This window comes from Streptomyces sp. CRN 30, assembly GCF_034105845.1.
Window position 1 is genome coordinate 1 of the sequence record NZ_JAVRHI010000059.1, and the last position, 26,127, is coordinate 26,127.

Genomic DNA, 26,127 nt, shown 5'->3' on the forward strand with positions numbered 1-26,127 from the left:
GCCAGCTCGCCGGGGTGCCGCCGGTGCGGCAGGTCGTCGCCCGCGTCCGTGACCTCCACCCGCATCCGGCGGGCGGCCGGCCCGTCGGCCGACCCCGTGACCTCGGCGACCAGCAGCGCGTCCGCGTCGGTGTGGACCAGCACGTTGGTGAGCATCTCCGAGACGAGCAGCACCGCCGAGTCGACCTGGTCCGCGCTGCGCCAGTCGTGCAGCAGCGCGCGCAGGTGGCGGCGGGCGCCGCCGATCCGCTCGGGTTCCGTCTGGGCGACGGTGAGCGCCGTGCGCCGCACCGGCGGCCGGCCGGACCGGGCGCCGTCGCGCCCCCGCCTCCCGCCGCCCAGCCGGCTCAGCAGCAGCACCGCTATGTCGTCCTCGCGGCGGTCGGCCAGCGGGCCGGTGGTGTGGTGGGAGGAGGGCCCGTGCACGGCCTGGACCAGGGCGTCGGCCAGTGCCTCCAGGTCGCCGTCGGGCCCGCCCTCGTGCTCCTCCAGGATCCGGCGGATACGGCTCCACCCGGTGTCCAGGTCGTGGCCACCGGTCTCGATCAGGCCGTCCGTGCAGATCAGCATGGTCTCGCCGGGCTCCAGGGCGAGCCGGGTCGTCGGGTAGTCCGCGTCCGGGTCGACGCCGAGCGGGAGTCCGCCCGCGGTCGGCCGCATCAGGACGGTGCCGTCGGGCATGCGCACCGCGGGCTCCGGGTGCCCGGCACGGGCGACCTCCAGCGCGCCCGTGACGGGGTCGACCTCGACGTACAGGCAGGTCGCGAAGCGCGGGTCGGCGTACTCCTCGTCGTACGTGATGCCGTGCAGGAAGCGCGAGGCGCGGGAGAGGACCGCGTCCGGGCGGTGGCCCTCGGAGGCGTAGGCGCGCAGCGCGATGCGCAGCTGGCCCATGAGGCCGGCGGCCCGCACGTCGTGGCCCTGGACGTCGCCGATGACCAGGGCGAACCGCCCCGAGCCGGACTTCGTGCGGGAGGTTCCCGACGGCAGCGGGATCATGTCGTACCAGTCGCCGCCGACCTGGAGGCCGCCGCCGGTGGGCACGTAGCGGGCGGCGACGCTCATGCCGGGCATCTGCGGGCCCAGGGTGGGCAGCATCGAGCGCTGCAGCCCGTCGGTCAGCTCGCGCTCCGTCTCGGCCGTGCCGGCCCGGGAGAGCGCCTGGGCGAGCATGCGCGCCACGGTGGTCAGCACGGAGCGTTCGTCGGGCGTGAAGGAGACCGGGTAGGTGAAGGCGGCCATCCACGCGCCCATCGTGCGCCCCGCGACGGTGAGCGGCAGGAACGCCCAGGACTGGCGCCCGAAGTGCGCGGCGAGCGGCCAGGAGGCGGGGTAGCGGGCGCGGTAGGCGTCCGGGGAGGGCACGTAGACGGCACGGCCCGTGCGGACCACCTCGGCGGCCGGGTAGTCCGTGTCCAGCGACATGTGGGTGAACGGTTTCTCGTCCCCCGGCTGCTGCCCGTGGTGCCCGACGACCGTGAGCCGGTCGCCCTCCAGACCGAACACGGCCAGTCCGTCCGGCGAGAAGCCCGGCATCGACAGCCCCGCCGCGACCCGCAGCACCTCCTCCGTGGAGCGCGCCTCGGCCAGCGCGCGCCCCGCGTCCAGCAGGAACGCCTCGCGCGAGCGGCGCCAGTCACCGGTGACGGGCGTGTGCGCGGCGCCCGGCGGCGGCTCCGTCACCTCCTGGAGGGTGCCCACCAGCCGGTACTGCCCGGTGTCCGGGTCCACGGCCGGCTTGGCGCGGCTGCGCACGATGCGGACCACCTGGCCGCGCGCGTCCATGACCCGCAGCCGCAGCTCGGCGATGGTGTCTTCCGCGACGGCGAGCTGGATCACGCCGTCGCTCTCGTTCCAGTCGACCGGGTGGAAGCGGGAGCGCATCGCCGCCTCGGTGAGGGTCACCGGCTCCGGCGGCAGCCCGATGAGCCGCGCGGCCTCGGCGTCCAGCGTGACGTGTCCGGTCTCGCTGTCCGCGCCCCACAGCCCGGTCGCGAGGGCGGCGAGGACCTCCCCCACGGCGGGCAGGGGCTGATCAGTGAGCATTGACCCACTTTAGGAACAGTTGATCGGGCACTGCCACCGAAGGTGGACAGGACACCCGTACGGCCCACCCGTCCCGGGCGCCCCGCGGGGCGGGGGAAACGGTGGGGAGGCGGGGAACGGGCGGCCGGTACCCTGGACAGGCCCGGGCCGTTCCCGCCTGGGCTTTCCCCGATCCGCGAAGGCTGGATGAACGACGATGCATCGGTACAGGTCCCACACCTGCGGCGAGCTCCGCGCCTCTGACGTCGGCACCGACGTCCGGCTGAGCGGCTGGCTGCACAATCGGCGCGACCTGGGCGGCATCCTCTTCATCGATCTGCGCGACCACCACGGCATCACGCAGCTCGTGGCCCGTCCGGGCACCGACGCGTACGAGGCCCTGGACAAGCTGTCCAAGGAGTCCACGGTCCGGGTCGACGGCAAGGTCGTTTCACGTGGAACGGAGAACGTGAACACCGATCTGCCGACCGGTGAGATCGAGGTCGAGGTGAGCGAGGTCGAGCTGCTCGGCGCGGCCGCCCCGCTCCCCTTCACGATCAACACCGAGGACGGGGTGAACGAGGAGCGGCGTCTGGAGTACCGCTTCCTGGACCTGCGCCGCGAGCGCATGCACCGCAACATCATGCTGCGCACGGCGGTCATCTCCGCGATCCGCCACAAGATGGTCACGCTCGGCTTCAACGAGATGGCGACGCCGATCCTCACCGCCACCTCTCCCGAGGGCGCCCGCGACTTCGTGGTCCCCTCCCGCCTGCACGCGGGCCGCTTCTACGCGCTCCCGCAGGCCCCGCAGCAGTTCAAGCAGCTGCTGATGATCTCCGGCTTCGACCGCTACTTCCAGATCGCGCCCTGCTTCCGTGACGAGGACGCCCGCGCCGACCGCTCGCCGGGCGAGTTCTACCAGCTCGACGTGGAGATGTCCTTCGTCGAGCAGGAGGACGTCTTCCAGCCCATCGAGAAGCTGATGACGGAGCTCTTCACGGAGTTCGGCGGCGGCCGCGAGGTCACCTCCCCGTTCCCGCGCATCCCGTTCCGCGAGTCGATGCTCAAGTACGGCAACGACAAGCCGGACCTGCGCGCCCAGCTCGAGCTCGTCGACATCACCGACGTCTTCGAGGGCTCGGAGTTCAAGGCCTTCGCCGGCAAGCACGTGCGCGCCCTCCCGGTGCCGGACGTCTCCGCCCAGCCCCGCAAGTTCTTCGACCAGCTCGGTGACTACGCGGTGGAGCAGGGCGCGAAGGGCCTGGCCTGGGTGCGTGTGGCCGAGGACGGCACGCTGTCCGGCCCCATCGCCAAGTTCCTCACCGAGGCGAACGTCGAGGAGCTGACGAAGCGGCTGGGGCTGGCCGCCGGTCACGCCGTGTTCTTCGGCGCGGGCCAGTTCGACGAGGTCTCGAAGATCATGGGCGCCGTGCGCGTCGAGGCCGCCAAGCGCGCCGGCCACTTCGAGGAGAACGTCTTCCGCTTCTGCTGGATCGTCGACTTCCCGATGTACGAGAAGGACGAGGAGACCGGGAAGATCGACTTCTCGCACAACCCGTTCTCGATGCCCCAGGGCGGCATGGACGCGCTGGAGAACCAGGACCCGCTGGACATCCTGGCCTGGCAGTACGACATCGTCTGCAACGGCGTGGAGCTGTCCTCCGGCGCCATCCGGAACCACGAGCCGGACATCATGCTCAAGGCGTTCAACATCGCCGGGTACGACAACGAGACGGTCGAGCGCGAGTTCGCGGGCATGCTCCGCGCGCTGCGCTTCGGCGCCCCGCCGCACGGTGGCATCGCCCCGGGCGTCGACCGCATCGTCATGCTCCTCGCCGACGAGCCCAACATCCGCGAGACGATCGCCTTCCCGCTCAACGGCAACGCCCAGGACCTGATGATGGGCGCGCCGACCGAGCTGGACGAGACGCGGCTGCGGGAGCTGCACCTCACGGTGCGCAAGCCGCAGCCGAAGTAGGGCTGAACGGTACGGCTGGGTGGCCCGGAACCGCTGTCGGTTCCGGGCCACCTGCGTACGGGGCCGTGCGGCTACCTGGCGCGCCGGAGGACCACCGTGCGCATGACGTCTGCGGGGGCCGTCTCCTCCCGTACGACCTGGAGTCCTGCCGTCCGGCACTGCTCCAGCACCCAGGTGTGGGTGAGGCGGAGCTTGCGGTAGCTGTGGGCGTCGAGGGTCCAGCCGGTCGCCGAGGCGTCGTCCCTGGTGTGGATCAGATCGTGCACGACGACCGTGTAGTCGTCGAAGTCCCCCGGGTACTCCAGGAAGCACGTCATGATCCGGTCCTCGGCGGCGCGCACCGGCAGGAAGCGGTCGGTGCCGGTGAGGGGGACGGCCAGGTCGCGGTAGGTGATCACGGCCGTGCCGTCCGGTGCGAGGGCGTTCGCGATGTCGTTGAGCAGCGCGGCCACGTCGCCTCTGGTCGGCAGGTGGGTGAGGGTGTCGCCCAGACAGACGACGGCGTCCACCGATCCCGGGCGGACCAGCTCCGACAGCGCGGTGCGCAGGTCGGCCCGTACCGGACGTACGGCGGGTGCGTCGGCGGCGTGCGGTGAGAGCTCGTCCAGCAGGGACTGGCTGAGGTCGACGGCGAGGACCTGGTCGAAGCCCAGGGCGGCAAGGGCCAGGCTGGTGTGGCCGGGGCCGCAGCCGAGGTCCACGGCGAGTGCCCCGGAGGGGTGCGCGTGAGGCGCCACTCCCCACTTCCGCAACTGTTCGCGCTGCGTCGCGGCGAGGGAGACGAGATCGCCGCCGAGCATCCAGGTGTAGTGCTCCGCGAGGAACCGGTCGTAGTGGTCGACGGCAGCGGTTGTCATGGAGGCGGGCACCCTTCCCCATCTGGTCCTCGGTGACCGGTGCGACAGATCTGACCGGTGAATGGGGAGGAATCTAGGGCGTGGTGCGGAGACGTGGGGGGCTCGCCGAACCATATTCGGATCGCCGCCCACTATGACGTCCATGGACGGCATTGATTCGGAGATCCTGGCCCATCTGCAGCGTGACGCGCGGCTCACCAACCGTGAGCTGGCCCGCCTGGTCGGCATCGCGCCCTCCACCTGCCTGGAGCGCGTTCGGGCCCTGCGGTCGCGCGGCGTGATCACCGGCTATCACGCCGCGGTGCAGCCGCGCGCGCTCGGCCGCGCGCTCCAGGCGCTGGTCTTCGCGCGGCTGCGCCCGCTGAGCCGGGACGTGATCGCCTCCTTCGAGGCATATCTCGCCCAACTCCCGGAGGTGGTCTCGGTGTTCGTCGTCTCGGGTGACGACGACTTCGTCGTCCACGTGGCCGTACCGGACATCGAGCAGCTGCACGCGTTCCTCATGGACCGCTTCAGCACCCGTCGGGAGGTCGTGAGCTTTCGCAGCTCGGTGATCTACCAGCAGACCAGTACACGGGTGCTGACATCCATGGAGTGACCGCGTGGAGTGACCGAATGGGCTACGGCATCAGGGAATCGCGCGCGGCGCGAGCGCGGCGGTAGTGGCTGACCAGTGAGGTGTCCTCGCCGACCGAGCGGGCCCAGTCGTCGAACGCGGTGCGGAGCGTGGCGGTGACTATCGCGATGAGGAGGCGTGCCTCGAGTGTCCTCGGTACGGCCTCCGTGTCGTGGTCGTCGAGTCCGGCCAGGTAGTCGTCGCTCCTCATTACCTGGGTGCGTAGCTGTTCGTCGTTCAGCACGAGGGCGTGGGCGCGTTTCAGGCGGGCGGTGACGTCCAGGCTCGAGGCGGTGAACGTGGTCAGCGAAGCGGTGATCGATTCCTCGATGTCGAAGAGCGACGCACCGGCGGCGAGATCGGCCCGGAGCCCGTCGCCCAGGACCTGGGACACCTGCCGTGCCGAGAACAGCACGGTGTCCACCTTCGTCGGGAAGTACCGGAAGGCGGTACGGACGGATACGCCCGCACGGACGGCGATGTGCTCCATCGTCGTGCCGGCGAAGCCCTGGGTCTCGAAGGCGTCGATGGCGGCGTCCTCGATCTCGCGCTCCGTCAGGGCGCGACGCCGCGCTCGGAGCCCGACCGGCTTCTGCTCTTCACTCACGTGCACCTACCTCCGCAACCCGTGACCCGTGCAGCATAACAGCGTCAGGCGTTTTGGCAGTCACTGTCAAAAGGCCCTACGCTGCCGTCATGACTCAGCATGCTGGCTCGGGCCCCGCTCTCCCGGTGCGCCGACGCAGACACGCGCTCCTGCTCTTCCTCACCGGCCTGTGGGGGCTGTGCACGGCGTTCACCTTGCTCTGCATGGTCCTGCCGACCATGCCGAACACGCTGTTCTTCAGCGTTTCCGTCCTGGCGTACACCTACAATCCGTTCCTGCTGGTGTCGGCGGTCCTCGGCGGCGTCCTGCTGTCGCTCGCTCGGAAGCGCCGGCTGCGGGTGCCCTCGATCATCACGGGCGTGCTCACGCTCGGTGTGCTCGTCGGTGTGGCCGTGCCCACCGCGCGCTTGGCCGACGTCGCGGCCGAGAACGACGTCGATCTCTCCGTCGGTCAGCTCTTCCAGGGCCCCGAGGGCGGGCTGTCGAAGCCGTCCGCCACGGCGACCTACAACCGGGTCGCCGGACAGGACCTGAAGATGGACGTCTGGCGCCCGGAGAACCAGGCCAGAGCATCCAACGCGGCCCTGATCTACGTCTACGGCGGAGGATTCTCCTCAGGGGACCGCATGAGCCGGCCGCCCTACTTCCAGCACCTCACCAGCCAGGGCATCACCGTCTTCGCCATGGACTACCGCCTCTCCACCCCGACCGACCCCAGCTACGACAAAGCCGCCGGCGACGTGAAGTGCGCGGTCGGATGGGTCCATCGGCACGCCGACCGGTACGGCGTCGACACCGACCGTGTCGCCATCAGCGGCGGCTCGGCCGGGGGCAATCTCGCCCTCCTCGCCGCGTACTCGGACGACTCCGATGCGATCTCCCCCAGCTGCGACGCCAAGGACACCTCGGTCCGCGCCGTGGTCGACTTCTACGGTCCCCCCGACCTGACCCAGCTCTACACCGGAACACCGAGCATCCCGGTCAAGGCGTCCCTCCGGCAGTACCTCGGCGGCACCCCGGACGAGCAGCCCGACCGCTACCGCTCGCTGAGCCCGGTCACCTACATCGACGCCAAGTAGCCACCGACGCTCATCATCCAGGGCCTCCACGACACCGGCGTCCAGCCGGAGGTGAGCACGTATCTCGCCGACAGACTCGACGACGCGGGAGTACCGCACGAGGTGCTGCTCCTGCCCGACACCGAGCACGGTTTCGACGCCTACTACGGCGGCCTCGCCAACCAGATCTCACAGGTACGGGTCGACCGCTTCCTGCAGAAGTACCTGATCGACTGACTCCGGGCCAGCGGGAGGGCCGGCGGGAGGGGGAGACTACCTCGCCACGAACTGCGTGAGGATCGCCTGTACCTCGTAGATGTCGACGCCCTTGGTGAACGTCTTCTGGATCGGCATGGACGCGCCGGAGAGCCAGATCTTGAGCTCGGCGTCCAGGTCGAAGGTGCCGGCGGTCTCCACCGCGAAGTGGGTGATGCTGCGGTAGGGGATGGAGTGGTACTCGGTCTTCTTGCCGGTGATGCCCTGCTTGTCGACGAGGATCAGGCGACGGTCGGTGAAGAGGATGGTGTCGCGGATCAGCAGGTAGGCGGCGTGTATCTGCTCGCCGTGCCCCAGCAGACGCGCGTAGTCCTGCTGTGCCGAGGCCGGGTCGATGCTGTGCGCGTTGCCGAACAGTGCCATGGATGGTCCCCCCTGTGCGGTTGGCTTCCTGTCGCGTGACGACCGGAATGGCCGTCAAGTACATGATCGTTACGTTTGGGGCGGGTCGTCCATCGTGGGTGCGTAGCGGGTGGGTAACAGGACTGCTACTCGTCCGTGGGGTCCGTGAAGATGTCCTCGGCTGTCGGGGCGGTGACGGCGCGTCTGAGCCAGCGGTCCAGGGTGGCTGGGTGGGCACAGCTGCTGATGTGCTTGCGGATGTCGTCGCTCACAGAGAGGCTGCGCTGCTCCAAGACGACCAACAGCGCTGCGGCGCGGCCTTGGGCACGGCCTTCGTGCCGGAGTTCTTCCGCGAGCGGTGATGAGGCGAACAAAAGGTCCTTGATCACCAGGTCCCTCCACTGCGCCAGGGCACTCGGATTACAGGCCAAGCCCTGAGCGAGGATTTCCGTCAGAACGATCTCGCCGTCGACCTCGAGGAGTGACCGTGGGGTCTGTACCAGGCTCGGCCGAAGTGGCGAGGAGTCAGGGCTGATTTCTCCTTCTCCGGGGCTGACCTCCGGTGAGCTTGGACTACTCATCCGTGAAGATGCCGGCGACCGAGGGGACGGTTACGGCGCGCAGAAGCCAGCGGCGGAGAGTCTCGAGGTCGCTACAGCCGATGATGCGCTCTCGGGCTTCTTCGGGGACCTCGATGCCACGCTGCTCCAGGATGGTCAGGACGTCCTCGGCCCGGCCCATGGCGCGGACTTCGTCTCGGACCTCGTCTCGGACCTCGTCTCGGACCTCGTCCCGGACTTCGTCTCGGACCTCGTCCCGGACTTCGTCTCGGACCTCGTCCCGGACCTCGTCTCGGACCTCGTCCCGGATTTCTTGCGAGAGGTATGACTTGTAGAAAGAAAGGTCCACGGCCACCAGCTTCCTCCACAGTTCTGCGGCTGAGTACTTGCTCACGCCTTGTGCGATGAATTCGATGATCGGTGCGGCGAGGTCGCGCGGCGTGTCCCGCAGGACGGTCGTCATTGCTTTGAGTATGACCCCGATGTCCGGGTGCGTGGCATGGGTGATGGCGCTCAGCGTGGCGAGCGCCAGGTCCTTGCGCGCCTTCGCCGGATCGGTGATCACCGGCATGTTGTGGGGGCCCGCGACCAGTGGGCGAAGGGTGAGCACCGGCCACTGCGGAGGGCCGAAATGGACCGGCCGCCCTGCCCACTCGGCGGTCGCACGATCCTGGCACACGACGAGCAGCATCGGTTGCAGCCGGTACTTCGTGAGCAGGTACGAGGCGTAGTACGCCCAGCTCGCGGGCTTGTCCGGGTCCCTCTTGCCCTGGGCCTCGACGGCGAGGAGAAACGGCTCGTCGTCCTCCGTCTCCAGCCGCAGCAGAGTGTCCACGCGGCGTTCGACCGGGCGGGTCTCGGTGAGGTCGGTCGGCATGACGACGACCGAGGTGGGCCGGGCGAAGCCGACGCCGAGCACCTCCGAGACCCCGGAGAAGAGATCCGGGAACTTCTGAAAGATGCGGTGCATCGACTCGTGCGGCGAGCTGACCATGTCTCGATTCCTGTTCAGTCCCCGCGGCAGTCGCCGCAGCGGGTGGGGCCGTCGGAGCGGAAGCCGCGGTCGCAGCCGTCGCAGTTGATCAGTGGGCGGACGGGGGGTGGGGGCTGGACGGGGGCCCGGAACGGGGGCAGCGGTGGGAGTCCCGCTGCGAGGCGGTGGGCCAGGAGGGCTGCCGGGCGGCGCAGGGGGTCCAGTGGTAGGTCCGCCGTCAGGGCGTGCGTGATGGCTGTGGGCGGCAGGTCACGTTCCAGCCAGGCGGCTACTCCTGGGGCCAGGTGTTCGGCGTCCGTGGTGGAGAGGATGAGGCGGGGGTCCCTGCGGCGGAGGCCGGTGAGTACCTCGGTGGCCGTCTGGAGGAGGGTGGGGGAGGTGTACACCGGGCGCGGTACGGGCGGGAGGGCGGCGCGGCGTGGTGGCTTCTGCTGTGGGGCTGTCGCGGCTCGGCGGGCCGGGGGCTTCGGCGGGGGCTCCTCCGGTGCATGGTTGCCGGGCTGGTTGCAGGAGACCGTGCGGGTGACGACCCGGCCGCTCTCCGTGCGTTCGCGGGTGCGGCGCAGGTAGCCGTGGGTCTCCAGTTCGCGCAGGGCTGCGGCGATACGGGTGGTGCCCTCCGGGAAGCGTGCGGCGAGGGTCTTGATGTCCACGGGGGCGCCTGCGGGGACGGACTGGATGTACACGGCCAGGCCGATGGCGAGCCCCGAGAGGTCGGGGTGCTGGGCCAGGTGGTTGCCGATCACCGTGAAGCGGGTGGTGTGGCGGGTGTTGTCGTGTTCGACGCCGCCGGGGTGGGGGTTTTTCCCGGTGATTCGGGACTTGGCGTGCGGGCGCGCGCTATGGTTTTGCGTATCCATCGGGAAGCGTCTTCTTCCTCGGTGGTCAGGCCCTCGCATTGGGATTTGCCGTCCCTGCGGGGGCCGACGTATGTCGGGTGGTTGTGCTGTGCCGCGCTGAGCGTAGGGCAGGCAACCGGGTCCGAATCCAGTTGAGTTGGGGTTATTCACTCCCGCGAGTGAGTTTGCGCTGCGGGCGGGAGGGGTGGGGCTTGGTGCGGTTTCTTCCCCTCTCGTGTTTCTTGGGGAAGACCGCCCGCATCACCGAAGTTCAGGTTTCTGGAGTTCGGTGGCGCGTCGAGTTCGGCCCGTGCGGTATTTCGGGAAGCGGGGCTTTGTTCGATGCGGTGCGTGGCCGTGACAGCAAAGAAAAGCGGCCCACGCGTCGCGCGCGAGCGCGAGATGCGTGGGCCGCTTTCGTGAACCGTACGGCTGTACGGCTGCACGGTTACGCCGTCGGCTTCTCCTCCAGGCGCGGGAACAGGACCGCGCCCTTCGTGACCGTCGAGCCGGCCGGAAGCCTGCCCCAGTCGCCCGTCTCCTGGATCCGCTGGTCCGCGAGGGCACCGAGGCCGGCCTCCGCGCCGAGGGAGTCCCAGAGCTTGGCGGAGGTGTCCGGCATGACCGGGTTCAGCAGCACCGCCACCGCGCGGAGCGACTCCGCCGCCGTGTAGAGGATCGTCGCGAGGCGGTCCCGGCCCTCCTCGGACGTGTCCTTGGCGACCTTCCAGGGCTCCTGCTCGGTGATGTAGCCGTTGACCTGCTTGACGAAGTCGAAGACCGCCAGGATGCCGCCCTGGAAGTCCAGCTCCTCCCCGATCTTCCGGTCGGCCGTCGCGACCGCCTTCGCCAGGCCGTCGTGGATCGCCCGCTCGGCGTCACCGTCCGCCGTCGACTCCGGCAGCGTGCCGCCGAAGTACTTGCCGACCATGGCGGCCACGCGGGAGGCGAGGTTGCCGTAGTCGTTGGCCAGCTCGCTGGTGTACCGGGCGGAGAAGTCCTCCCAGGAGAACGAGCCGTCCTGGCCGAAGGCGATCGCGCGCAGGAAGTACCAGCGGTACGCGTCCACGCCGAAGTGCGAGGTCAGGTCCTGCGGCTTGATGCCGGTCAGGTTCGACTTCGACATCTTCTCGCCGCCGACCATCAGCCAGCCGTTGGCGGCGACCTTGCGGGGCAGCGGCAGGCCCTGCGCCATCAGCATCGCCGGCCAGATCACCGCGTGGAAGCGGAGGATGTCCTTGCCGACCAGGTGCACGTCGGCCGGGAACGTCGAATCGAACTTCTCGGGGTTCTCGTTGTACCCGACCGCCGTGGCGTAGTTCAGGAGCGCGTCGACCCACACGTAGATGACGTGCTTGTCGTCCCACGGGATCGGGATGCCCCAGTCGAACGTCGAGCGGGAGATCGACAGGTCCTGGAGGCCCTGGCGGACGAAGTTCACGACCTCGTTGCGCGCGGACTCGGGCTGGATGAAGCCCGGGTTGGCCTCGTAGTGCGCGAGGAGCTTCTCGCCGTACGCGCTCAGCTTGAAGAAGTAGTTCTCCTCGCTGAGGATCTCCACCGGCTTCTTGTGGATCGGGCAGAGCTTCTGGCCGGCGAAGTCGCCCTCGCCGTCGAGCAGCTCGCCGGGGAGCTTGTACTCCTCGCAGCCCACGCAGTACGGGCCCTCGTAGCCGCCCTTGTAGATCTCGTCCTTGTCGTACAGGTCCTGCACGAACTCCTGGACGCGGTCCGTGTGCCGCTTCTGCGTGGTGCGGATGAAGTCGTCGTTCGCGATCTCCAGGTGCTCCCAGAGGGGCTCCCAGGCCTCGGTGACGAGCTTGTCGGCCCACTCCTGCGGGCTGACGCCGTTCGCCTCCGCGGTGCGCATGATCTTCTGACCGTGCTCGTCCGTGCCGGTGAGGTACCACACCTTCTCGCCGCGCTGACGGTGCCAGCGCGTGAGCACGTCCCCTGCAACGGTCGTGTAGGCGTGGCCCAGGTGAGGAGCGTCGTTGACGTAGTAAATGGGGGTGGAGACGTAGAACGCCTTCTCACCCTGCTTCTCGGATCCAGTGGCCGCCATGGTCGAAATCCTATCGGCCTCGCGCAGATCCACTCACGCGCGTTTCGGGTGGCGGACGGGGTGCCTCCGGTGCGCTTCCGGTGCTCCCTCGGCGTCCGTCCGCCACCCGTGGTGCGTGTCACATGGGGTGCGGCGTCACGGGCGCCAGTTCGCCAGTACGCCCTCGTAGAGCTCGTTGTCGGTCAGCTCGCGCGGGGTCTCGCCGGCCAGGAAGTGGGCGGTGTTGCCCGTCTTGAGCTTGCGGAGGTAGTCGAACGCCTTGTTCTCCGGGTCACCGAAGGCGATGAAGGAGAAGAAGAGGGACGGGTGCGACGCCGCTGCCGCGGTGAGGGCCTGGGTGGCGGGGGTCTTGGCGTCCGGGGCGCCGTCCGTCTGGAAGAGGACGAGGGCGGGGTCCCCGGTGCCGCTGTTGTCGTAGTGGGTGACGATCTCCTCCACCGCCGCGTGGTAGCTCGTACGGCCCATGCGGCCGAGGCCCGCGTGCAGCTCGTCGACCTTGTTCTCGTACTCGGTGAGGGAGAGCTCGCCGGTGCCGTCCAGCTCCGTGGAGAAGAAGACGACGTGGACCTCGGCCTCGGGGTCCAGGTGGGCGGCGAGGGCCAGGGCCTGCTCGCCGAGTGCCTGGGCGGACCCGTCCTTGTAGTACGGGCGCATGGACGCGGAGCGGTCCAGGACGAGGTAGACGCGGGCACGGGTGCCGGTGAGGCCGCGCTTCTCGAGCTCCGCACCGGCGGCGTCGTACGCGGTGACGAGACCGGGGGCGGCGGAGACGAGGGCGCTGCGCCGGGCGGCGTCGGGGGCGGTGGTTCCGGGTGCCGGTGCCTCTGTGGGTGCCTCCGTGGAGGGAGCGGGCTCGGGCTCGGTTCCGGTTTCGGCGGTGGGCTCGGGCTCGGGCTCGGGCTCGGTTTCGGCGGTGGGCTCGGGCTGGGGGGTGAAGGCGGGGACAGGGACCGGCTCCGTCTCGGGGGCGGCTTCCGGCTCGGCCTCCGGTTTCGCCTGGTCGGCGGCCGGTTCGGGCTCAGGGGTCGGCTCGGGCTCGGGTTCCGTCACCGGGGCGGGCGCCGACTCGGCGGCAGGCTCGTGGGTCGGCTCCGGCTCGGCCGCCGCGACCGGTGCGGGCGTCGACTCGGGCTCCGGCACCTGCTTGGGCTCGGTGTCGGTGACGGGCTCGGGCTCCGTGATGGACTCAGGCTTGGGCTTGGGCTCGGAAGCGGACTCCGGCTCGGCCTTCGGCTCGCTCTCCGGGTCGGATTTCGACTCGACCCCGGCAGCGGGCTCGGACGCGCGGACGGGCTCCGGCTTCGGCTGCTCGACCGCAGGCTCCTGCTCGCGGTCGGCCACCGACTCGCTGGCCGGGGCAGGCTCCGGCTCCGCCTCGGTCCTGGGCTCGGGAGTGGGCTTGGACCCGGGCGCGGGCTCCGGCTCCGCCTCGGTCTTGGACTCGGGCTCGGCAGCGGCCTCGGTCTTGGTGACCACCTCGGCCTCGGGCTCGCTGTCGGCAACCGGCTCCGGTGCCGGTGCCGGGGCGGGCTCCCGCTCGGTGGCGGGCTCAGGCGCGGGCTCCGGCTCAGCTGCCTGCTGCGACCTCGGCTCGGTCTCGGGGGTGTTGTCGGCTGCGGGCTCGGTTGCGGCTTCCGGTTCCGTGGTCTTTCCAGCGGTGGTCACCGGCTCCGCCTCGGGCGCCGTCTCGGGCTCCGCCGGGGTGGGCTCCGACTTAGCTTCCGCGTCCCGTTCCGCTTCGGCCTTGGGCGCCGTCTCGGGCTCGGGCTTCGCCGCGGGCTCCGGGGTCGGTTCCGGCTCGGCGGCAGGCGTTCGCTCCGGTTCCGGCGTGCGCGCCTGGCGGGGCTTGGGAACGGTCACGTTGTCGAAGGCCGCCGAGACGAGATCATCGGCCACGGACGAGGACGAGGTCGGCCCGGGCTCACGCTCCGATGTCGACTCCGACTCCGACTCCGGCTTCGATTCCGGCTTCGATCCCGGCTTCACTTCCGGCTCGGGCTCCGTGGACGGGGCCGGAACCTTCGCGGTGGAGTCCGCCGCGGTGCCCACGGTGGCGCCCACGGTCGCGTCCGCCGCGGTGTCCGGGCGGGACTGCGGGGCGTCCTCCGAGGTGTCGGGGACCTGCCCCGACGGATCCTGCGAAGCCTCCCGCGTCTGTTCCGCGTCGGTGTCGCGCCCCTTGCGCGAGCGGCCGAACGCGTTCCGCAGGAGAGAGAGAATGCCCATGTGCGCAACCCTTCGCATGAGTTGTAGCCCGTCGATCCCTGGCCAGGACGGACACGTAAGGTTAGCGGCCGGTGCAGGTGATCTTCCGGACGGGGAGGTTATCCGCATACCTCCGCCCCGTCCCACTGTCAACAGCGTCCAGCCCGTCCCAGGTTCACTCCGCGTTCACTCCGCGTCAGCGTGCCCGCATGCGTATGCCCCTAGCGTCACGCTGACACCGAGGGACAAATGGGGAGAGCAAAGTGCCCAAACTGCTGCCGATCATCGGGACGAACGGAGCGTCGCACCCCGGCGGGCGGTCCGCCCTGACCTGCCGGTTCCGCTGTGGTGACGCCTGCTTCCACGAGGTGCCCAACACCACCGACAACGCTTACGTCGGCGACGTCATCGCCGGCGCCCTCAGCCGCCGGTCGATGATGCGGGCCGCCGCCGTCGTCACCGTGGCGTCCGCCGCCGGTACGGCGGCCCTGACGGCCGGTGCCCCGGAGGCACAGGCCGCCGTGCCCGCCGGGCACGGCAAGGGCGAGGACAGGGACAAGGACAAGGGCGGGAAGAAGGGGAAGGCCGCCCGCGGGCTGCGCTTCACCCCTGTCGCCCCCAACACGAACGACAAGGTCACCGTCCCCGACGGCTACCGCCAGAACGTCGTCATCAAGTGGGGCGACCCCATCCTGCGCGGCGCCCCCGCCTTCGACCCGGACCGCCAGACGGCCAAGGCGCAGGCCGGGCAGTTCGGGTACAACAACGACTTCCTGGCGCTGCTGCCGCTCCCCGGTGAGCGCAACCGGCAGATCCTCGTCGCGAACCACGAGTACACCGACGAGGTGCTCATGTTCCGCGACTACGACGCGGACAACCCCACCCGCGAGCAGGTGGAGATCGGCTGGGCCGCTCACGGCCTGGGCGTCGTCGTGGTCGAGGAGGACCGGAAGACCGGCAGGCTCACCGCCGTACCCCGGCACCACCTCAACCGCCGCGTCACCGCCACCACCAAGTTCAGGATCACGGGCCCGGCGGCCGGCTCCGACCTGCTGAAGACCTCCGCCGACCGGTCCGGCCGTACGGTCCTCGGCACCCTCAACAACTGCGCGGGCGGCGAGACGCCGTGGGGCACGACGCTGCACGGCGAGGAGAACTTCAACCAGTACTTCGCCCACGGCTCCCGGACCACGGACACCCGGTACGGCATCGGCACCGGCGAGACCGACCGGAAGTGGGAGCGGTTCGACAAGCGGTTCGACATCGCGCAGGAGCCCAACGAGGTCCACCGCTTCGGGTACGTCGTGGAGCTCGACCCGCACGACCCCGACTCCACGCCCCGCAAGCACACCGCGCTCGGCCGCTTCAAGCACGAGGGCGCGACCGTGCGCCTCACCTCGGACGGCCGCCCCGTCGTCTACACCGGCGACGACGAGCGCTTCGACTACTTCTACAAGTTCGTCGGCAGCAAGCGGATGAAGAAGGGCAGCTCGCGGGCCGCCCGCGAGCACAACCTCACCCTTCTCGACGAGGGCACGCTGTACGTCGCCAAGCTGACCGGCGACTCGCCCGCCATCGAGATCGACGGCTCCGGCAAGCTCCCGAGGGACGGCGAGTTCGACGGCGGCGGCGAGTGGATCCCGCTGGCCACCGCGACCTCCCGGGGCGCCGTGTCGCACGTGAAGGGGATGACCGCGGACGAGGTCTTCGTCTTCACGCGCCTCGCCGGCGACAAGGTGGGCGCCACGAAGATGGACCGCCCCGAGGACGTCGAGCCCAACCCGGTCACCGGCAAGGTGTACGTCGCCCTGACGAACAACACCAACCGCGGTGTCGGCTCGAACGCCAAGGCGGACGAGGCCAACCCGCGCAACGCCAACAAGCACGGCCACATCCTGGAGCTCACCGAGCAGTGGAACCGGGCCGACAGCAGGAAGTTCGCCTGGACGCTGTTCCTGGTCGCGGGCGACCCCGACGACCCGGCGACGTACTTCGCGGGCTACCCGAAGGACGCCGTCAGCCCGATCTCCTGCCCGGACAACGTCGCCTTCGACGACCACGGCAACCTGTGGATCTCCACCGACGGTGCCGCCCTCGGCTCGCACGACGGCCTCTTCGGCGTCGCCACGCGCGGCGACCGGCGCGGTGAGCTCAAGCAGTTCCTGACGGTGCCGAAGGGCGCGGAGACCTGCGGCCCGGTCATCCAGGACCGGCGCGTGCTGGTGGCCGTGCAGCACCCGGGCGAGCTGGACGGGGCCTCCGCCACGAACCCCCTGAGCGCCTGGCCCGACGGCCCCGGGAAGATCAACCGCCCGGCCGTCGTCGCGGTGTGGCGCGCGGACGGGGACGACATCGGCGAGTAGGACGGGTGACCGGCCGGCCACCCGGCGGGCCCGGCGGACCTCCGGACATCCGGCCGCGACGCGTGCGGACCGTACGTACGCGCTGAGCGGGTGACGGTCAGGACCGCCGTACGACGGTGGGGGGCGCTCCTCGTGAGAGGGGCGCCCCCTTCGCCGTCAGCCACTCCCGGTACGCCGGGGCCTGCCGCGCCGTCTCCCAGTACGCCTCCCGGAGCTCGGGGAACACGGCGTCCAGGTCCTTGTCCGTGCGGGCCGCGAGCAGCAGCCGTACGCCGAGCGGGTCGCCGTGCAGACGTCGTACGGCCGTCTCGGGGCGGGACGGGGAGGTCGGCTGGCAGACGGTGACGACCTCGCCACTGGCCACCAGGAACGCGGTCGTCTGGTAGTCGCCGTGCAGGATGCGCGGGTTGAGCCCGGCGGCGCGCAGCATGCGGTGCACCGCGTCCCACTCGCCGTCGACGGTGGGGTCCACCATCCAGCGGTCCCCCGCCAGGTCGGCCAGCCGGACCACCGGGCGGCGCGCGGCCGGGTGATCGGCCGGCAGGGACACGAACTGCGGTTCGCGGTCCACCAGGACGCGCAGGCGGAGCTCGTCCGGGATGCGCAGCGGGCACCCCTCGACCTCGTGCACGAACGCGACGTCGAGCTGTCCGTCGGCGACCATGCGGAGCAGGGCGTTGGGAGAGACGTCCATCTGCAGCAGGGGCTCCTGCGAGCCCTCCCGCAGCCGGCGCAGCCAGCCCGCCAGGGCCCGGCTCGCGGTGGAGCCGATGCGCAGCTGGGGCCCGGTCGCGGCGGCGGCGCGCGCCTCGGCGACCAGGTCGCGCATCCCGGCCACGAGCGGACGGGCGCGGCCGACGACCACGCGGCCCAGCGCGGTGGGCCGGCAGCCGGTGCGTTCGCGCACGAAGAGCGCGCCGCCCAGTTCCTGTTCGATCCGGCGCAGCTGGGTGCTCAACGAGGGCTGGGCCACGCCGAGCAGGCGCGCGGCCCGGTGCAGGCTGCCGGTGTCGGCGATGGCGCACAACGCGCGTAGGTGCCTGACCTCGAGGTCCATGCTGTCGGAGACTAAAGCGGAAGCAAGCGTTTCACCAGACGCACAAACCGCATGCAATACGGGCGAGTTGCTCGATCACTTCCGGCCAAGTAGAGGCAGGAGAAGCCAGAAAGCGCGCTGATAGTCGCGTGCTATCGCCAGTTGCCATCATCACAGCCGTCACACAGCCGCCCACACTCAGCGATGACGACTTCACACCCTCCACCCCCACACCCCCCACGAGGAGTCATCGCATGCGTTCGCGCACACCCCTGTCCGCTTCCCTGTCGAAGTCCGGGCTCGCCGCGGTCGCCGCGCTCGGTGTCACGGCCCTCGGCCTGGCCACGGCGGCGCCCGTCGCCGCGGCGCCCGCGCCGGAACCCCGCTCGCAGTGGGCGGCCTACGCCGGGTCCGCCGAGGAGGCGCAGGCCAACGAGGCGTTCTTCGAGGCGGTCGTCCGGTCCGTCGCGGAGAAGCGCGCCGCGAGCCCCACCGCGGCGGCGGCCGTCACCGTCGTCTACGACGCCTCCCGGGCCCCGACCTTCGCCTCCCAGATAGCGAGAAGCACGCAGATCTGGAACAGCTCGGTGACCAACGTCAAGCTGCAGGCCGGCTCGGCGTCGAGCGCCGACTTCAGCTACCGGGAGGGCAACGACTCCCGCGGCTCGTACGCCTACACCGACGGTCACGGCGGCGGCTACATATTCCTCGACTACGCGCAGAACCAGACGTACAACTCGACGCGCGTCACCGCCCACGAGACCGGCCACGTGCTCGGCCTGCCCGACCGTTACTCCGGCCCGTGCAGCGAGCTGATGTCCGGCGGCGGCCCCGGCCCGTCCTGCACCAACGCCACTCCCAACGCGGCCGAGCGCGCCCGTGTGAACCAGCTCTGGGCCAACGGGTTCGCTCCGGCCCTCGACAAGGCGCTGGCCAAGGCCGGCCAGAAGCTCAGGTAGCGCCCTCGCACGCCACCCCCACAGGTACCCACCCCCCACAACCACACGGGTACCCACCCCCCACAGGTACGGGCCGCCCTCCGCACGGGGCGGCCCGCGCCCGTGTCCGTGTCCGCGGGGGAGCGCCCCGCCTCACCCGCGGTCGTGCAGGGCGAGGTCCACGACCACCGCGCGGTGGTCGGTGCCGGTCAGGTCGAGGAAGCGGGCCCGGTGCGCGGCGAAGTCCCGGCTCACGAGGACGTGGTCGATCTGCGTGCCCAGCGGCGGGGCCGTCCGGGCGGGCCAGGTCGGGGTGCGGGACCGTCCGGCGAGCCGGGCGCCGTCGCGCAGACCGGTGTCGAGGATGCGGCGGAAGGCCGCGTGGTCCTGGGAGGCGTTGAAGTCACCGGCGAGGATCGTGGGCGTGTCGCGGTCGGCCGCGGCGTACGAGCGCAGGGCGTCCAGTTCGCGGCGCCAGGTGGCCAGCTGTCCCGGCAGCGGCGGCATCGGGTGGGCCAGCTGGAGCCGCACCCGGTGGCCCGCGACCTCGGCGGTCGCGCCGGGCATGCCCAGGGTGCCGCGGACACCGCCGGCCGGGGTGAGCGGATGGCGGCTGAGGATGACGGAACCGTCGGAGCCGTACCCGTCGACGGCCTGCCGGTACGGGTAGGCGTCGCCCTCGCCGTCACGGCCACGGTCACCGTCATCGTCACCGGCGAAGGCGGTCGCGAGCGTGGCGGAACAGCTCTCCTCGCACTCCGGGACGAACACGATGTCGGGCCGGTGGCGGCGGACCGCGTCGACGAGGGCGTCGGTCCCCTGCCCGAACTGCACGTTGGCCGTCATCACCCGCAGCTCGGCGACGGGTCTGCCGCCCGGCTCGCCGGACTTCCCGTACGGCTCGACGAACCACGCGAGCGCCCCGAGGGCGACGACGCTCCAGACCAGTCCGAGCCGCCAGCGGGCGAGCGCGGCGAGCAGCAGGGCGGCGCCCGCGGGGGCGAGGAGCCACGGCAGGAAGGCGAGCAGCTGGGGGACCGGGGTCACGCCGTCGCTGTCGGCCGCCCGGAACCCGACGACGGCGCTCACCCCGAGGAGCAGCACTCCCGCGCACCAGGCAGCCGCCCGCCGCCCGCCGGTCCGTCTGCCGCCGGCCGCCGGCCGATCGGCCGTCACCGTGTCCAAGTCCCGGCCTCCGCCTGGTCGCTGGGTGCCCGTTCTCCCGTTCTCGTCATCTCCGTCCAAGACGGGATGCACAGGGAGAAGGTTGCCACCGTGCCTCACGGGAGTGGGCGGAACACGTCAGGGCGGGCGGCGGGCCGGGTGCGGGGCCGCCCGCCCCGCAGGTCACTTGGTCGCGTACGGGTCCCGCGTCGTGAGCAGGGACCAGATGACGAACACGCCGATGGCGATCGAGATCACCGACCAGACGGGGGCGTACGGCAGGAACAGGAAGTACTCGATGACGTAGAGCGCCGCCAGGACCACGCCCACCTTGCGGGCCCAGGACGCGCCCTTGAGCAGGCCGAGTCCCGTGACGGCGACGAGCACGCCCAGGATTAGGTGGATCCAGCCCCACGCGGTGAGGCTGAACTCGTACACGTAGTCGCCGATGAAGGCGTAGACGGTGTCACTGGCGATGCCCGCGATGCCGTTCAGGACGCTCAGCACGCCGCTGATCAGCATCAGGACGCCGGCGAAGGCGGTGCCGCCGGCGGCCAGGGCCGAGCCCTTCGGGCGGGCCGGGTGCGGAGGAGCCGAACTGGGTGACGATGCGGCGGGTTGCTGGGCCATCAGGGCCTCCTCGGCTGCGACGGCTCGTCCGCACGTCCGGGCCGGCGCCCGTGCCGGAGCAGCGGGACCGCGTTCGGCGCGAGCCGGGCGGACGAGCCGCGATACGGTCCGAACCGCCTCAGACTACTCGGGACGGGAGGAGGCACCGTGCCGCGTTGCACGCTTTCGGCCGTCCCGGGACCGGCCGCGTGACGGGGTCGGCGGTGGCCGCACGACCCCGCCGGACCGGGCCGGACCGGGATCGGGCCTGGACCGTATCGGGCCTGGACCGGTATCGGGCCTGGACCGGTATCGGGCCCGGACCGGGATCAGGCCTGCACCCGTGTCGGCTCCTCGGCCGGGCCCGCCAGGGGCTCCACGGGCACCTGCCGCGCGCGTCCGCGGCGGCCCGTGACCCACGCGGCCAGCGCCACGGCCGCGCCGAGCACCACCAGCAGCCACGTCACCACGCGCAGCGTGGCCGTGAGGGCGTCGTAGACCGCGGCCGCCGCCGCGCGCGACAGGTCGGGCGGCAGGTCGGTGAGCGTCAGCCGGCGTCCCAGGGCCACCGCCACTCCCAGCAGGGCGCCGCCCAGCGCCGTACCGACGCCCGTCGCGAACAGCGCGCGACGGCGGCGGGCGGCCACCAGGACGCCCGCGACGGCCAGCGTGGCGGCGAGCGACGGCAGCCAGAACGCGGTGAGCTCCAGCACGCGGTACCCCTTCCTGAGCCGGTCCAGATCGTCCGACGACAGGACGGTCACCTCGGTGTGGCCGACCGGGATGCGGTGGGCGAACGGGACGCCGTCGCGCACGAGCTGCTGTTTGACGCGTTCGGCGACGGGCGCGACGTCGAGCGTCACGTCACCCCCGCCGTCGCCGTGCACCGCCCGCATCACCGCGGCGTGCGTGGCCCGGTTCGCCTCGCCCCAGGCCATGCGGAACGCCTCGGTGCGGGTGAAGGACCGTACGGCCTGGTGCGTGAACGAGCGGACCGGCCCGTCGAGCGCGGGACCCACCCGGACCTCCCGCATGATCCCCTCGGTCACCGCGTCCGCGACCGCCTCCCGCACGGCCGGGTCGGCGGCCAGCGGGGCCGTCGTCGCCGCGTACCGCGCCGGGTCCCCGATCCCGTACGTCGCCCAGCCCGCCAGCGCGCCCAGCGGCGCGAACAGGCAGGCGAGGGCGATCAGGACCGGCGACAGGTAGCCGGGGACGACGCGTCGGAGCACTCCTCCAGGCAAGACCCGCGGGGTACGGCGGGCGAGCGGCCGGACCGGGCATGCCTGCATATGGCCGCACAGGTCAAGCCGAACGGGGAGCCGGGGGGAACCAGTGCGGGGGCTCGTGCGGGAAGTCGCGCGGACTGTCAGATCCGGCGGCCCTCCGCGTTCCTGTGGTGGTAGTAGCGGTACCAGGCCACGATGGACACACCCACCGCGATCAGCACCGACTGGAGCGCGGCCCGTAGGACCGTCCCTCCGTTCTGGCTGTAGACGAAACCGTAGGCGATCCCCGCGAACGCCCCCCACAGTGCGGCGTGCGGTTCGCGCCGCAGCCGCTGCGCCGCGGCACGCACGGCGCCGTAGAGGACCACGAACACCACGGCGCTCAGGAAACCGAAGAGCCAGTTCCCCGCCGTGATGGGACCGGCGTCGCGGTCGAGGGCCGCCACCCAGTAGCCGTAGACGAGACCGGTCACCACGGGGAGCGCCCAGCGCATGATCCGGTGGGTGCGTTCGCCGAAGACGTCCGGCGGCGGTGCGGTGGCGGCGGGCAGCGTCCGGCGCGTGTCCGGCGCGGGTGTCGCGTGAGCCATGAGGGAATTCCTCTCTCTCGCCCCCGACGTCCCGGGCGCGTCCCCGTGTCCAGGGCGCACCCCCGGCTTCCAGGGCACACCTCGCGCGAACGACTGGCAAGTCGAGGTGGCCGGTACGGGGTGGCCGATACGTGGTGGCTGGTCCGGTTCGTCGGGTCCGCGGTGCCTACCGGGACATCGCCTGTTCGCACCCGCACCGGTTACCGTGCTGCCGTACGTGATCGATGGGGGAGGAACGATGCCCGGAACCGTCCTGCTGCTCGCGGCCTCGCCCGCGGGCAAGGGCTGCCTGGTGGACGCGGCGTCCGTGCTCCCGGTGCTCGCGGCCGTCGCCCCGCCGGTGCTGGCCGGCACGGAGACCGCGAACGTCGTCGAGCTGGCCGACCCGCTGGACCCGCAGGCGGTCCTGACCCGGCTGCGGGCCGCCGCGGGCACCCCCGGTCCGCTGACCGTCTTCCTCACCGGCCAGCTCCAGCTCGACCGCCGCCAGCACCTGCCCCACCTCGCGCTCGCCCGCACCACCGCGGCCACCGTCCGCTACACCGGTCTCCCCTGGCACTGGCTCCGCGAGGAGCTGCGGTTGCGTCCGCCGGGCACGACCACGCTCTTCGCCGACCTGCACGCGGACGCCGAGACCTGGCAGCGGTTGCGCTCCCTGACCCTTGACGCGGGCCCCGCGGTGGCCGTGCTCGGGCGCGTCGCCCCGCCCCCGCCGCGCCGCACGGTCGCGCAGCCCCTGTACATGAAGACGGTCGCGACAATCCTGCGCAGCGGCCACCGCCCGCCGCCCGCGGAGCTGCACCAGCAGGTCCTGGCCCGTATCGCCAGCAAGGACCCGGGCTCGTACGGGGACGTGGTGCTGTCCTCGGAGGCGATGGCGCCCGCGGGCGGGGTCGGGGTGTTCGGCGGTACGGTCCCCGTGGGCGTCGCGCGGGGTTTCCCTCCGGCGGGTGTCGCGCCCGGTTCCCCTCCGGCGGGCGTTCCGCACGGCGCGACCGCGCCTCCTCCTGTCCCGGCCTCCGCGCCTCCCGTCCCGGCCTCCGCGCCTCCCGTCCCGGCGCCCGCGAGTCCGCCGCCTCCGCCCTCGTACGGGCCCTCGAATCCCCTCCCTGGCGACCCGGCCGGCCCTTCCGGCCGTTCCAGCCAGGTCAGGCCGGTCAGGCCGGTCAGGCCGCCCGTGGTCACCACTCCCGGCTCGGGTGAGGCGGTCAAGTCCGTGCTGGGTGCGGCGGGCGCGGTGGGCGCGGTAGTCGAACCGAGTGCGGGCAAGGTGGCCGAACCGATCGCGGGCCAGGCGTCCGGGCCGGGTGCGGTCGACGCCTTCGCGTGGGCTTCGGACGGGGACACCTACCTGGTGCCGGGACAGATCATCGACGTGGACCAGTCCAGGGCCGCCGGGCCGGAACCCGACCGGGCCGCCGAGATCCCGCCGGACGACGACCCGCACGCCGCCATCACCGCCGCCGTCCAGGCGGAGCGCCACGACGAGGCCGACGGGCTGGCCGCGCGGTGCGAGCAGGACGCACGGCAGTCGCACGGGCCCGCGTCCGAGGAGGCGCTGCACTGGTCGGAGGTCCGCGCGGACCTCGCGATGTTCGCGGGGGACGCGGTGCGCAGCTGCCGTACCTGGCTGACGGTCGCCACCGCGCGGATGGGCGCGGGCCAGGCACCGGACGCCCCCGCCGTCGAGACGGCCGTCGACCGGGCCCACCACCAGTGGAGCCAGGTCGAGGACGGGACACAGGCCCGTGACCTGGGCGCCGCCCTGCTGGGCTTGCGTCAGCAGGTGCCGGGCAGGCGGGCGGGGGCGCTGCGGCACGTCCAGCGGCGCCTGACGGCGCTCGAGATCGAGACGCAGGTGCTGGGAACGGCCGAGCAGGCGCCCGGTGTGTTCACCGGCACCGGCTCGGGCTCCTAGGAGCAACGTACGGCGGTCACGGCGGTCGCCGGGTCAGTGCGGCCGCACCACGTTGGCCGCGGTGACCAGGGCGGCGACCGCGAGCAGCGCGGCGCCGAGCGGGCGGGCGTGGCGGGACAGCAGTTGTCGGAGCACGGCGACCTCGCAGACGAGAAGCGGGGACAACGGCGACAGGGCCACGGCACCGCAGCTGGCGACAGCGGCGCGTTAAATCGGCTTAATGCGTTGCTTAACGTAGGGGCTCCGCGCGTCAACAGCAAGGGTGTGTCCAAGAGTTGGAAGAAAGCGCCGGCCCAACTCCGCTTACTGGCATGCTTGAGCCATGCCCGAGCGCGACGACCCGGAGACCATCGGGCGCAGAGTCCAGCACCTGCGCGCCCAACGCGGTCTCACCCAGCGGCAGCTGGCCGAACCGGCCTACACGCCGGCTTACATCTCCACCGTCGAGGCCGGGCGGGTGCGCGCCTCCGACGAGGCGCTGAACCACATCGCCGGCCGCCTCGGCGTCGCCTACGAGGAGCTCGCCACCGGCCGTCCCGCCCACCTCGCCACCGAGCTGCGGCTGCGGCTGACCGACGCGCAGCGCACGCTCACCACCGGTGAGGCCCAGATCGCGGCCGAGGCGTACGCGACGCTGCTGAAGGAGGCCGAGGAGTACGGGCTCGCCGCCGAACAGGTCGCGGCCCTCCTCGGACTCGGCGAGTGCGGCCTGGACACGGGCGACCTGACGGCGGCCCTCGGCTACTTCGAGCGCGCCGAACGGGCGCTCGGCGACGCCCCGCTGCCCGCCCGCGTCCCCGCCCTGCGCGGCCGGGTGACCGCCCACTACCTCGCCGGTGAACTGCGTTACGCCTGCTACCTGCTGGAATCCACGCTCGACGAGCTCAACCGCGGCGGGCTGCACGACCCCGACGCGCTGCTGCTGCTCTACTCGAGCGCGATCGCCCCGTACATGGACATGGGCGCCCACGCGCGCGCGGCACAGGCGGCCGAGCTCGCCCTGGCGCTCGCGCCGCAGGTCAAGGACCCCGCGCTGGTGGCCCGCATGCACCGCCAGGTGGCCCGCACGCTGATCGCCGAGGGGCGCACCGCCGAGGCGGACGCCTCCCTGGCCAAGGCGGCCGAGCTGTACCGCCAGCTCCAGATCCGCACCGAGCTCGCCAACTGCCACTGGATGCGCGGCTACCTGTACGCGCAGAACGGCGAACTGGAGCGCGCGGAGAGCGAGATGCGTGAGGCGCGCACCATGCTCGCCGCGAAGCGGGCCACGCTCTACAACAGCCAGGTGACGGTGGAGCTCGCCGACGTGCTGCGCCGGCGCGGCAAGTCGGAGGAGGCCGCCGAGCTGCTCCGCGAGGTGCTCGGCGACCTGTCGCCCGAGCGCGGCGCCGTCCACTCCGCCGCCGCCCACCGCCTGCTCGGCATCATCGCCGAGGACGCGAAGGACACCGAGACCGCCGAGGAGCACTACGTCCGCGCGCTCAGCCTGCTGGAGCGCGCCGGGGCCGCCGGTGACCTGGCCGATCTGTGCCGGCTCCTCGGCGACCTGCTGCGCCGCACCGGCCGGGTGGAGGCGGCGCTGGACGCGTACCGCACGGGACTCGGCCACCGCACGGCACCGGGGACCACGACGCTGGGACCGGCCCCGGCCCAGCCGCCCCTGTGACCTCTTGTGATCCCCCTGTACGGGGGCACAGGGCCGGTGGTTAGCCTGCGGTGAGCGCAGGAGCGCGACAGGGCGGGCGGAAGCAGGGCGCGTGGAGGATCAGCGGACCGAGGACCGCGGTGTGGCCCGGGACGGGGCCCAGGAAGGAAGCCGGGACCGCACCGGGGACCGTTCCCGCGCCGTGGCCCGG

23 protein-coding genes are annotated in these 26,127 nt (G+C 71.7%); 8 read left to right on the top strand and 15 right to left on the bottom strand.

Annotated features, from left to right (window positions below):
* Positions 1 to 2,045, bottom strand: a 2,045-nt coding sequence (locus UW392_RS05755; protein WP_320773769.1) for a SpoIIE family protein phosphatase, incomplete at its 3' end; no start/stop codon positions are given.
* A gap of 196 nt (positions 2,046 to 2,241) precedes the next feature.
* On the opposite strand from UW392_RS05755, the gene aspS reads away from it, so the two are divergent.
* The gene (aspS, locus tag UW392_RS05760; RefSeq protein WP_320773770.1) at positions 2,242 to 4,005 is read left to right on the top strand and encodes an aspartate--tRNA ligase; all 1,764 of its coding nucleotides are present in this window, start codon (positions 2,242 to 2,244) and stop codon (positions 4,003 to 4,005) included.
* 71 nt (positions 4,006 to 4,076) lie between these two features.
* Here the strand turns inward: aspS and UW392_RS05765 are convergent, their stop codons facing one another.
* A complete protein-coding gene (locus UW392_RS05765) occupies positions 4,077 to 4,862 on the bottom strand; it encodes a class I SAM-dependent methyltransferase (RefSeq protein ID WP_320773771.1) in 786 nt (261 codons plus the stop codon).
* A 142-nt stretch (positions 4,863 to 5,004) separates the two neighbouring features.
* Between UW392_RS05765 and UW392_RS05770 the strand changes: the two genes are divergently transcribed.
* The gene (locus tag UW392_RS05770) at positions 5,005 to 5,460 is read left to right on the top strand and encodes an Lrp/AsnC family transcriptional regulator (protein ID WP_320773772.1); all 456 of its coding nucleotides are present in this window, start codon (positions 5,005 to 5,007) and stop codon (positions 5,458 to 5,460) included.
* 22 nt (positions 5,461 to 5,482) lie between these two features.
* On the opposite strand, the gene UW392_RS05775 is transcribed toward UW392_RS05770, so the two are convergent.
* A complete protein-coding gene (locus UW392_RS05775) occupies positions 5,483 to 6,085 on the bottom strand; it encodes a TetR/AcrR family transcriptional regulator (protein ID WP_320773773.1) in 603 nt (200 codons plus the stop codon).
* 89 nt (positions 6,086 to 6,174) lie between these two features.
* Here UW392_RS05775 and UW392_RS05780 point away from each other — a divergent pair, with 89 nt between their 5' ends.
* Positions 6,175 to 7,164: an alpha/beta hydrolase gene (locus tag UW392_RS05780; RefSeq protein ID WP_320773774.1), complete on the top strand. Its 990-nt coding sequence runs from the start codon at positions 6,175 to 6,177 to the stop codon at positions 7,162 to 7,164.
* 12 nt (positions 7,165 to 7,176) lie between these two features.
* Entirely contained in the window at positions 7,177 to 7,380 is a 204-nt protein-coding gene (locus UW392_RS05785) for a prolyl oligopeptidase family serine peptidase (protein ID WP_320773795.1), read from the top strand.
* 36 nt (positions 7,381 to 7,416) lie between these two features.
* Here the strand turns inward: UW392_RS05785 and UW392_RS05790 are convergent, their stop codons facing one another.
* From UW392_RS05790 to UW392_RS05815, 6 genes are all read right to left on the bottom strand, one after another.
* On the bottom strand, positions 7,417 to 7,782 hold the full coding sequence (locus UW392_RS05790) for a PH domain-containing protein (protein WP_189220298.1): 366 nt from the start codon (positions 7,780 to 7,782) through the stop codon (positions 7,417 to 7,419).
* Between the two features lie 125 nt (positions 7,783 to 7,907).
* Entirely contained in the window at positions 7,908 to 8,150 is a 243-nt protein-coding gene (locus UW392_RS05795; RefSeq protein ID WP_320773775.1) for a hypothetical protein, read from the bottom strand.
* A 184-nt stretch (positions 8,151 to 8,334) separates the two neighbouring features.
* The gene (locus UW392_RS05800; RefSeq protein WP_320773776.1) at positions 8,335 to 9,315 is read right to left on the bottom strand and encodes a hypothetical protein; all 981 of its coding nucleotides are present in this window, start codon (positions 9,313 to 9,315) and stop codon (positions 8,335 to 8,337) included.
* Between the two features lie 14 nt (positions 9,316 to 9,329).
* On the bottom strand, positions 9,330 to 10,175 hold the full coding sequence (locus UW392_RS05805; RefSeq protein ID WP_320773777.1) for a helix-turn-helix domain-containing protein: 846 nt from the start codon (positions 10,173 to 10,175) through the stop codon (positions 9,330 to 9,332).
* 427 nt (positions 10,176 to 10,602) lie between these two features.
* Positions 10,603 to 12,219, bottom strand: coding sequence for a methionine--tRNA ligase (metG, locus tag UW392_RS05810; protein ID WP_320773778.1), 1,617 nt, complete (start codon positions 12,217 to 12,219; stop codon positions 10,603 to 10,605).
* A gap of 135 nt (positions 12,220 to 12,354) precedes the next feature.
* The gene (locus UW392_RS05815; protein WP_320773779.1) at positions 12,355 to 14,445 is read right to left on the bottom strand and encodes a VWA domain-containing protein; all 2,091 of its coding nucleotides are present in this window, start codon (positions 14,443 to 14,445) and stop codon (positions 12,355 to 12,357) included.
* 242 nt (positions 14,446 to 14,687) lie between these two features.
* Between UW392_RS05815 and UW392_RS05820 the strand changes: the two genes are divergently transcribed.
* Positions 14,688 to 16,787: a PhoX family protein gene (locus UW392_RS05820; RefSeq protein ID WP_320773780.1), complete on the top strand. Its 2,100-nt coding sequence runs from the start codon at positions 14,688 to 14,690 to the stop codon at positions 16,785 to 16,787.
* 97 nt (positions 16,788 to 16,884) lie between these two features.
* Here the strand turns inward: UW392_RS05820 and UW392_RS05825 are convergent, their stop codons facing one another.
* On the bottom strand, positions 16,885 to 17,844 hold the full coding sequence (locus tag UW392_RS05825; protein ID WP_320773781.1) for a LysR family transcriptional regulator: 960 nt from the start codon (positions 17,842 to 17,844) through the stop codon (positions 16,885 to 16,887).
* 233 nt (positions 17,845 to 18,077) lie between these two features.
* Between UW392_RS05825 and snpA the strand changes: the two genes are divergently transcribed.
* Positions 18,078 to 18,782, top strand: coding sequence for a snapalysin (gene snpA, locus UW392_RS05830; RefSeq protein ID WP_320773782.1), 705 nt, complete (start codon positions 18,078 to 18,080; stop codon positions 18,780 to 18,782).
* A 132-nt stretch (positions 18,783 to 18,914) separates the two neighbouring features.
* On the opposite strand, the gene UW392_RS05835 is transcribed toward snpA, so the two are convergent.
* From UW392_RS05835 to UW392_RS05850, 4 genes are all read right to left on the bottom strand, one after another.
* Positions 18,915 to 19,946: an endonuclease/exonuclease/phosphatase family protein gene (locus UW392_RS05835; RefSeq protein ID WP_320773783.1), complete on the bottom strand. Its 1,032-nt coding sequence runs from the start codon at positions 19,944 to 19,946 to the stop codon at positions 18,915 to 18,917.
* Between the two features lie 162 nt (positions 19,947 to 20,108).
* Positions 20,109 to 20,555 (bottom strand): hypothetical protein, encoded by a 447-nt coding sequence (locus UW392_RS05840; protein ID WP_320773784.1) that lies wholly within the window; start codon positions 20,553 to 20,555, stop codon positions 20,109 to 20,111.
* A 308-nt stretch (positions 20,556 to 20,863) separates the two neighbouring features.
* A complete protein-coding gene (locus tag UW392_RS05845; RefSeq protein WP_320773785.1) occupies positions 20,864 to 21,766 on the bottom strand; it encodes a hypothetical protein in 903 nt (300 codons plus the stop codon).
* A 137-nt stretch (positions 21,767 to 21,903) separates the two neighbouring features.
* Complete coding sequence (locus UW392_RS05850; protein ID WP_320773786.1) at positions 21,904 to 22,353, bottom strand: hypothetical protein; 450 nt, start codon at positions 22,351 to 22,353, stop codon at positions 21,904 to 21,906.
* A 238-nt stretch (positions 22,354 to 22,591) separates the two neighbouring features.
* On the opposite strand from UW392_RS05850, the gene UW392_RS05855 reads away from it, so the two are divergent.
* Positions 22,592 to 24,271: a hypothetical protein gene (locus UW392_RS05855; protein WP_320773787.1), complete on the top strand. Its 1,680-nt coding sequence runs from the start codon at positions 22,592 to 22,594 to the stop codon at positions 24,269 to 24,271.
* Positions 24,272 to 24,304: 33 nt separating this feature from the next.
* On the opposite strand, the gene UW392_RS05860 is transcribed toward UW392_RS05855, so the two are convergent.
* Positions 24,305 to 24,436 (bottom strand): hypothetical protein, encoded by a 132-nt coding sequence (locus UW392_RS05860; RefSeq protein ID WP_320773788.1) that lies wholly within the window; start codon positions 24,434 to 24,436, stop codon positions 24,305 to 24,307.
* Positions 24,437 to 24,593: 157 nt separating this feature from the next.
* On the opposite strand from UW392_RS05860, the gene UW392_RS05865 reads away from it, so the two are divergent.
* A complete protein-coding gene (locus UW392_RS05865) occupies positions 24,594 to 25,937 on the top strand; it encodes a helix-turn-helix domain-containing protein (protein WP_320773789.1) in 1,344 nt (447 codons plus the stop codon).
* Positions 25,938 to 26,127 lie beyond the last annotated feature (190 nt).

Excerpts from the sequence above, each read along its gene's own strand:
- UW392_RS05800 (WP_320773776.1), bottom strand. The coding sequence starts at position 9,315 with ATGGTCAGCTCGCCGCACGAGTCGATGCACCGCATCTTTCAGAAGTTC.
- UW392_RS05790 (WP_189220298.1), bottom strand. The coding sequence starts at position 7,782 with ATGGCACTGTTCGGCAACGCGCACAGCATCGACCCGGCCTCGGCACAG.
- UW392_RS05770 (WP_320773772.1), top strand. The coding sequence starts at position 5,005 with ATGGACGGCATTGATTCGGAGATCCTGGCCCATCTGCAGCGTGACGCG.
- snpA (WP_320773782.1), top strand. The coding sequence starts at position 18,078 with ATGCGTTCGCGCACACCCCTGTCCGCTTCCCTGTCGAAGTCCGGGCTC.
- metG (WP_320773778.1), bottom strand. The coding sequence starts at position 12,219 with ATGGCGGCCACTGGATCCGAGAAGCAGGGTGAGAAGGCGTTCTACGTC.
- UW392_RS05850 (WP_320773786.1), bottom strand. The coding sequence starts at position 22,353 with ATGGCTCACGCGACACCCGCGCCGGACACGCGCCGGACGCTGCCCGCC.
- UW392_RS05825 (WP_320773781.1), bottom strand. The coding sequence starts at position 17,844 with ATGGACCTCGAGGTCAGGCACCTACGCGCGTTGTGCGCCATCGCCGAC.
- UW392_RS05765 (WP_320773771.1), bottom strand. The coding sequence starts at position 4,862 with ATGACAACCGCTGCCGTCGACCACTACGACCGGTTCCTCGCGGAGCAC.
- UW392_RS05815 (WP_320773779.1), bottom strand. The coding sequence starts at position 14,445 with ATGGGCATTCTCTCTCTCCTGCGGAACGCGTTCGGCCGCTCGCGCAAG.
- UW392_RS05855 (WP_320773787.1), top strand. The coding sequence starts at position 22,592 with ATGCCCGGAACCGTCCTGCTGCTCGCGGCCTCGCCCGCGGGCAAGGGC.
- aspS (WP_320773770.1), top strand. The coding sequence starts at position 2,242 with ATGCATCGGTACAGGTCCCACACCTGCGGCGAGCTCCGCGCCTCTGAC.
- UW392_RS05865 (WP_320773789.1), top strand. The coding sequence starts at position 24,594 with ATGCCCGAGCGCGACGACCCGGAGACCATCGGGCGCAGAGTCCAGCAC.
- UW392_RS05840 (WP_320773784.1), bottom strand. The coding sequence starts at position 20,555 with ATGGCCCAGCAACCCGCCGCATCGTCACCCAGTTCGGCTCCTCCGCAC.
- UW392_RS05805 (WP_320773777.1), bottom strand. The coding sequence starts at position 10,175 with ATGGATACGCAAAACCATAGCGCGCGCCCGCACGCCAAGTCCCGAATC.
- UW392_RS05780 (WP_320773774.1), top strand. The coding sequence starts at position 6,175 with ATGACTCAGCATGCTGGCTCGGGCCCCGCTCTCCCGGTGCGCCGACGC.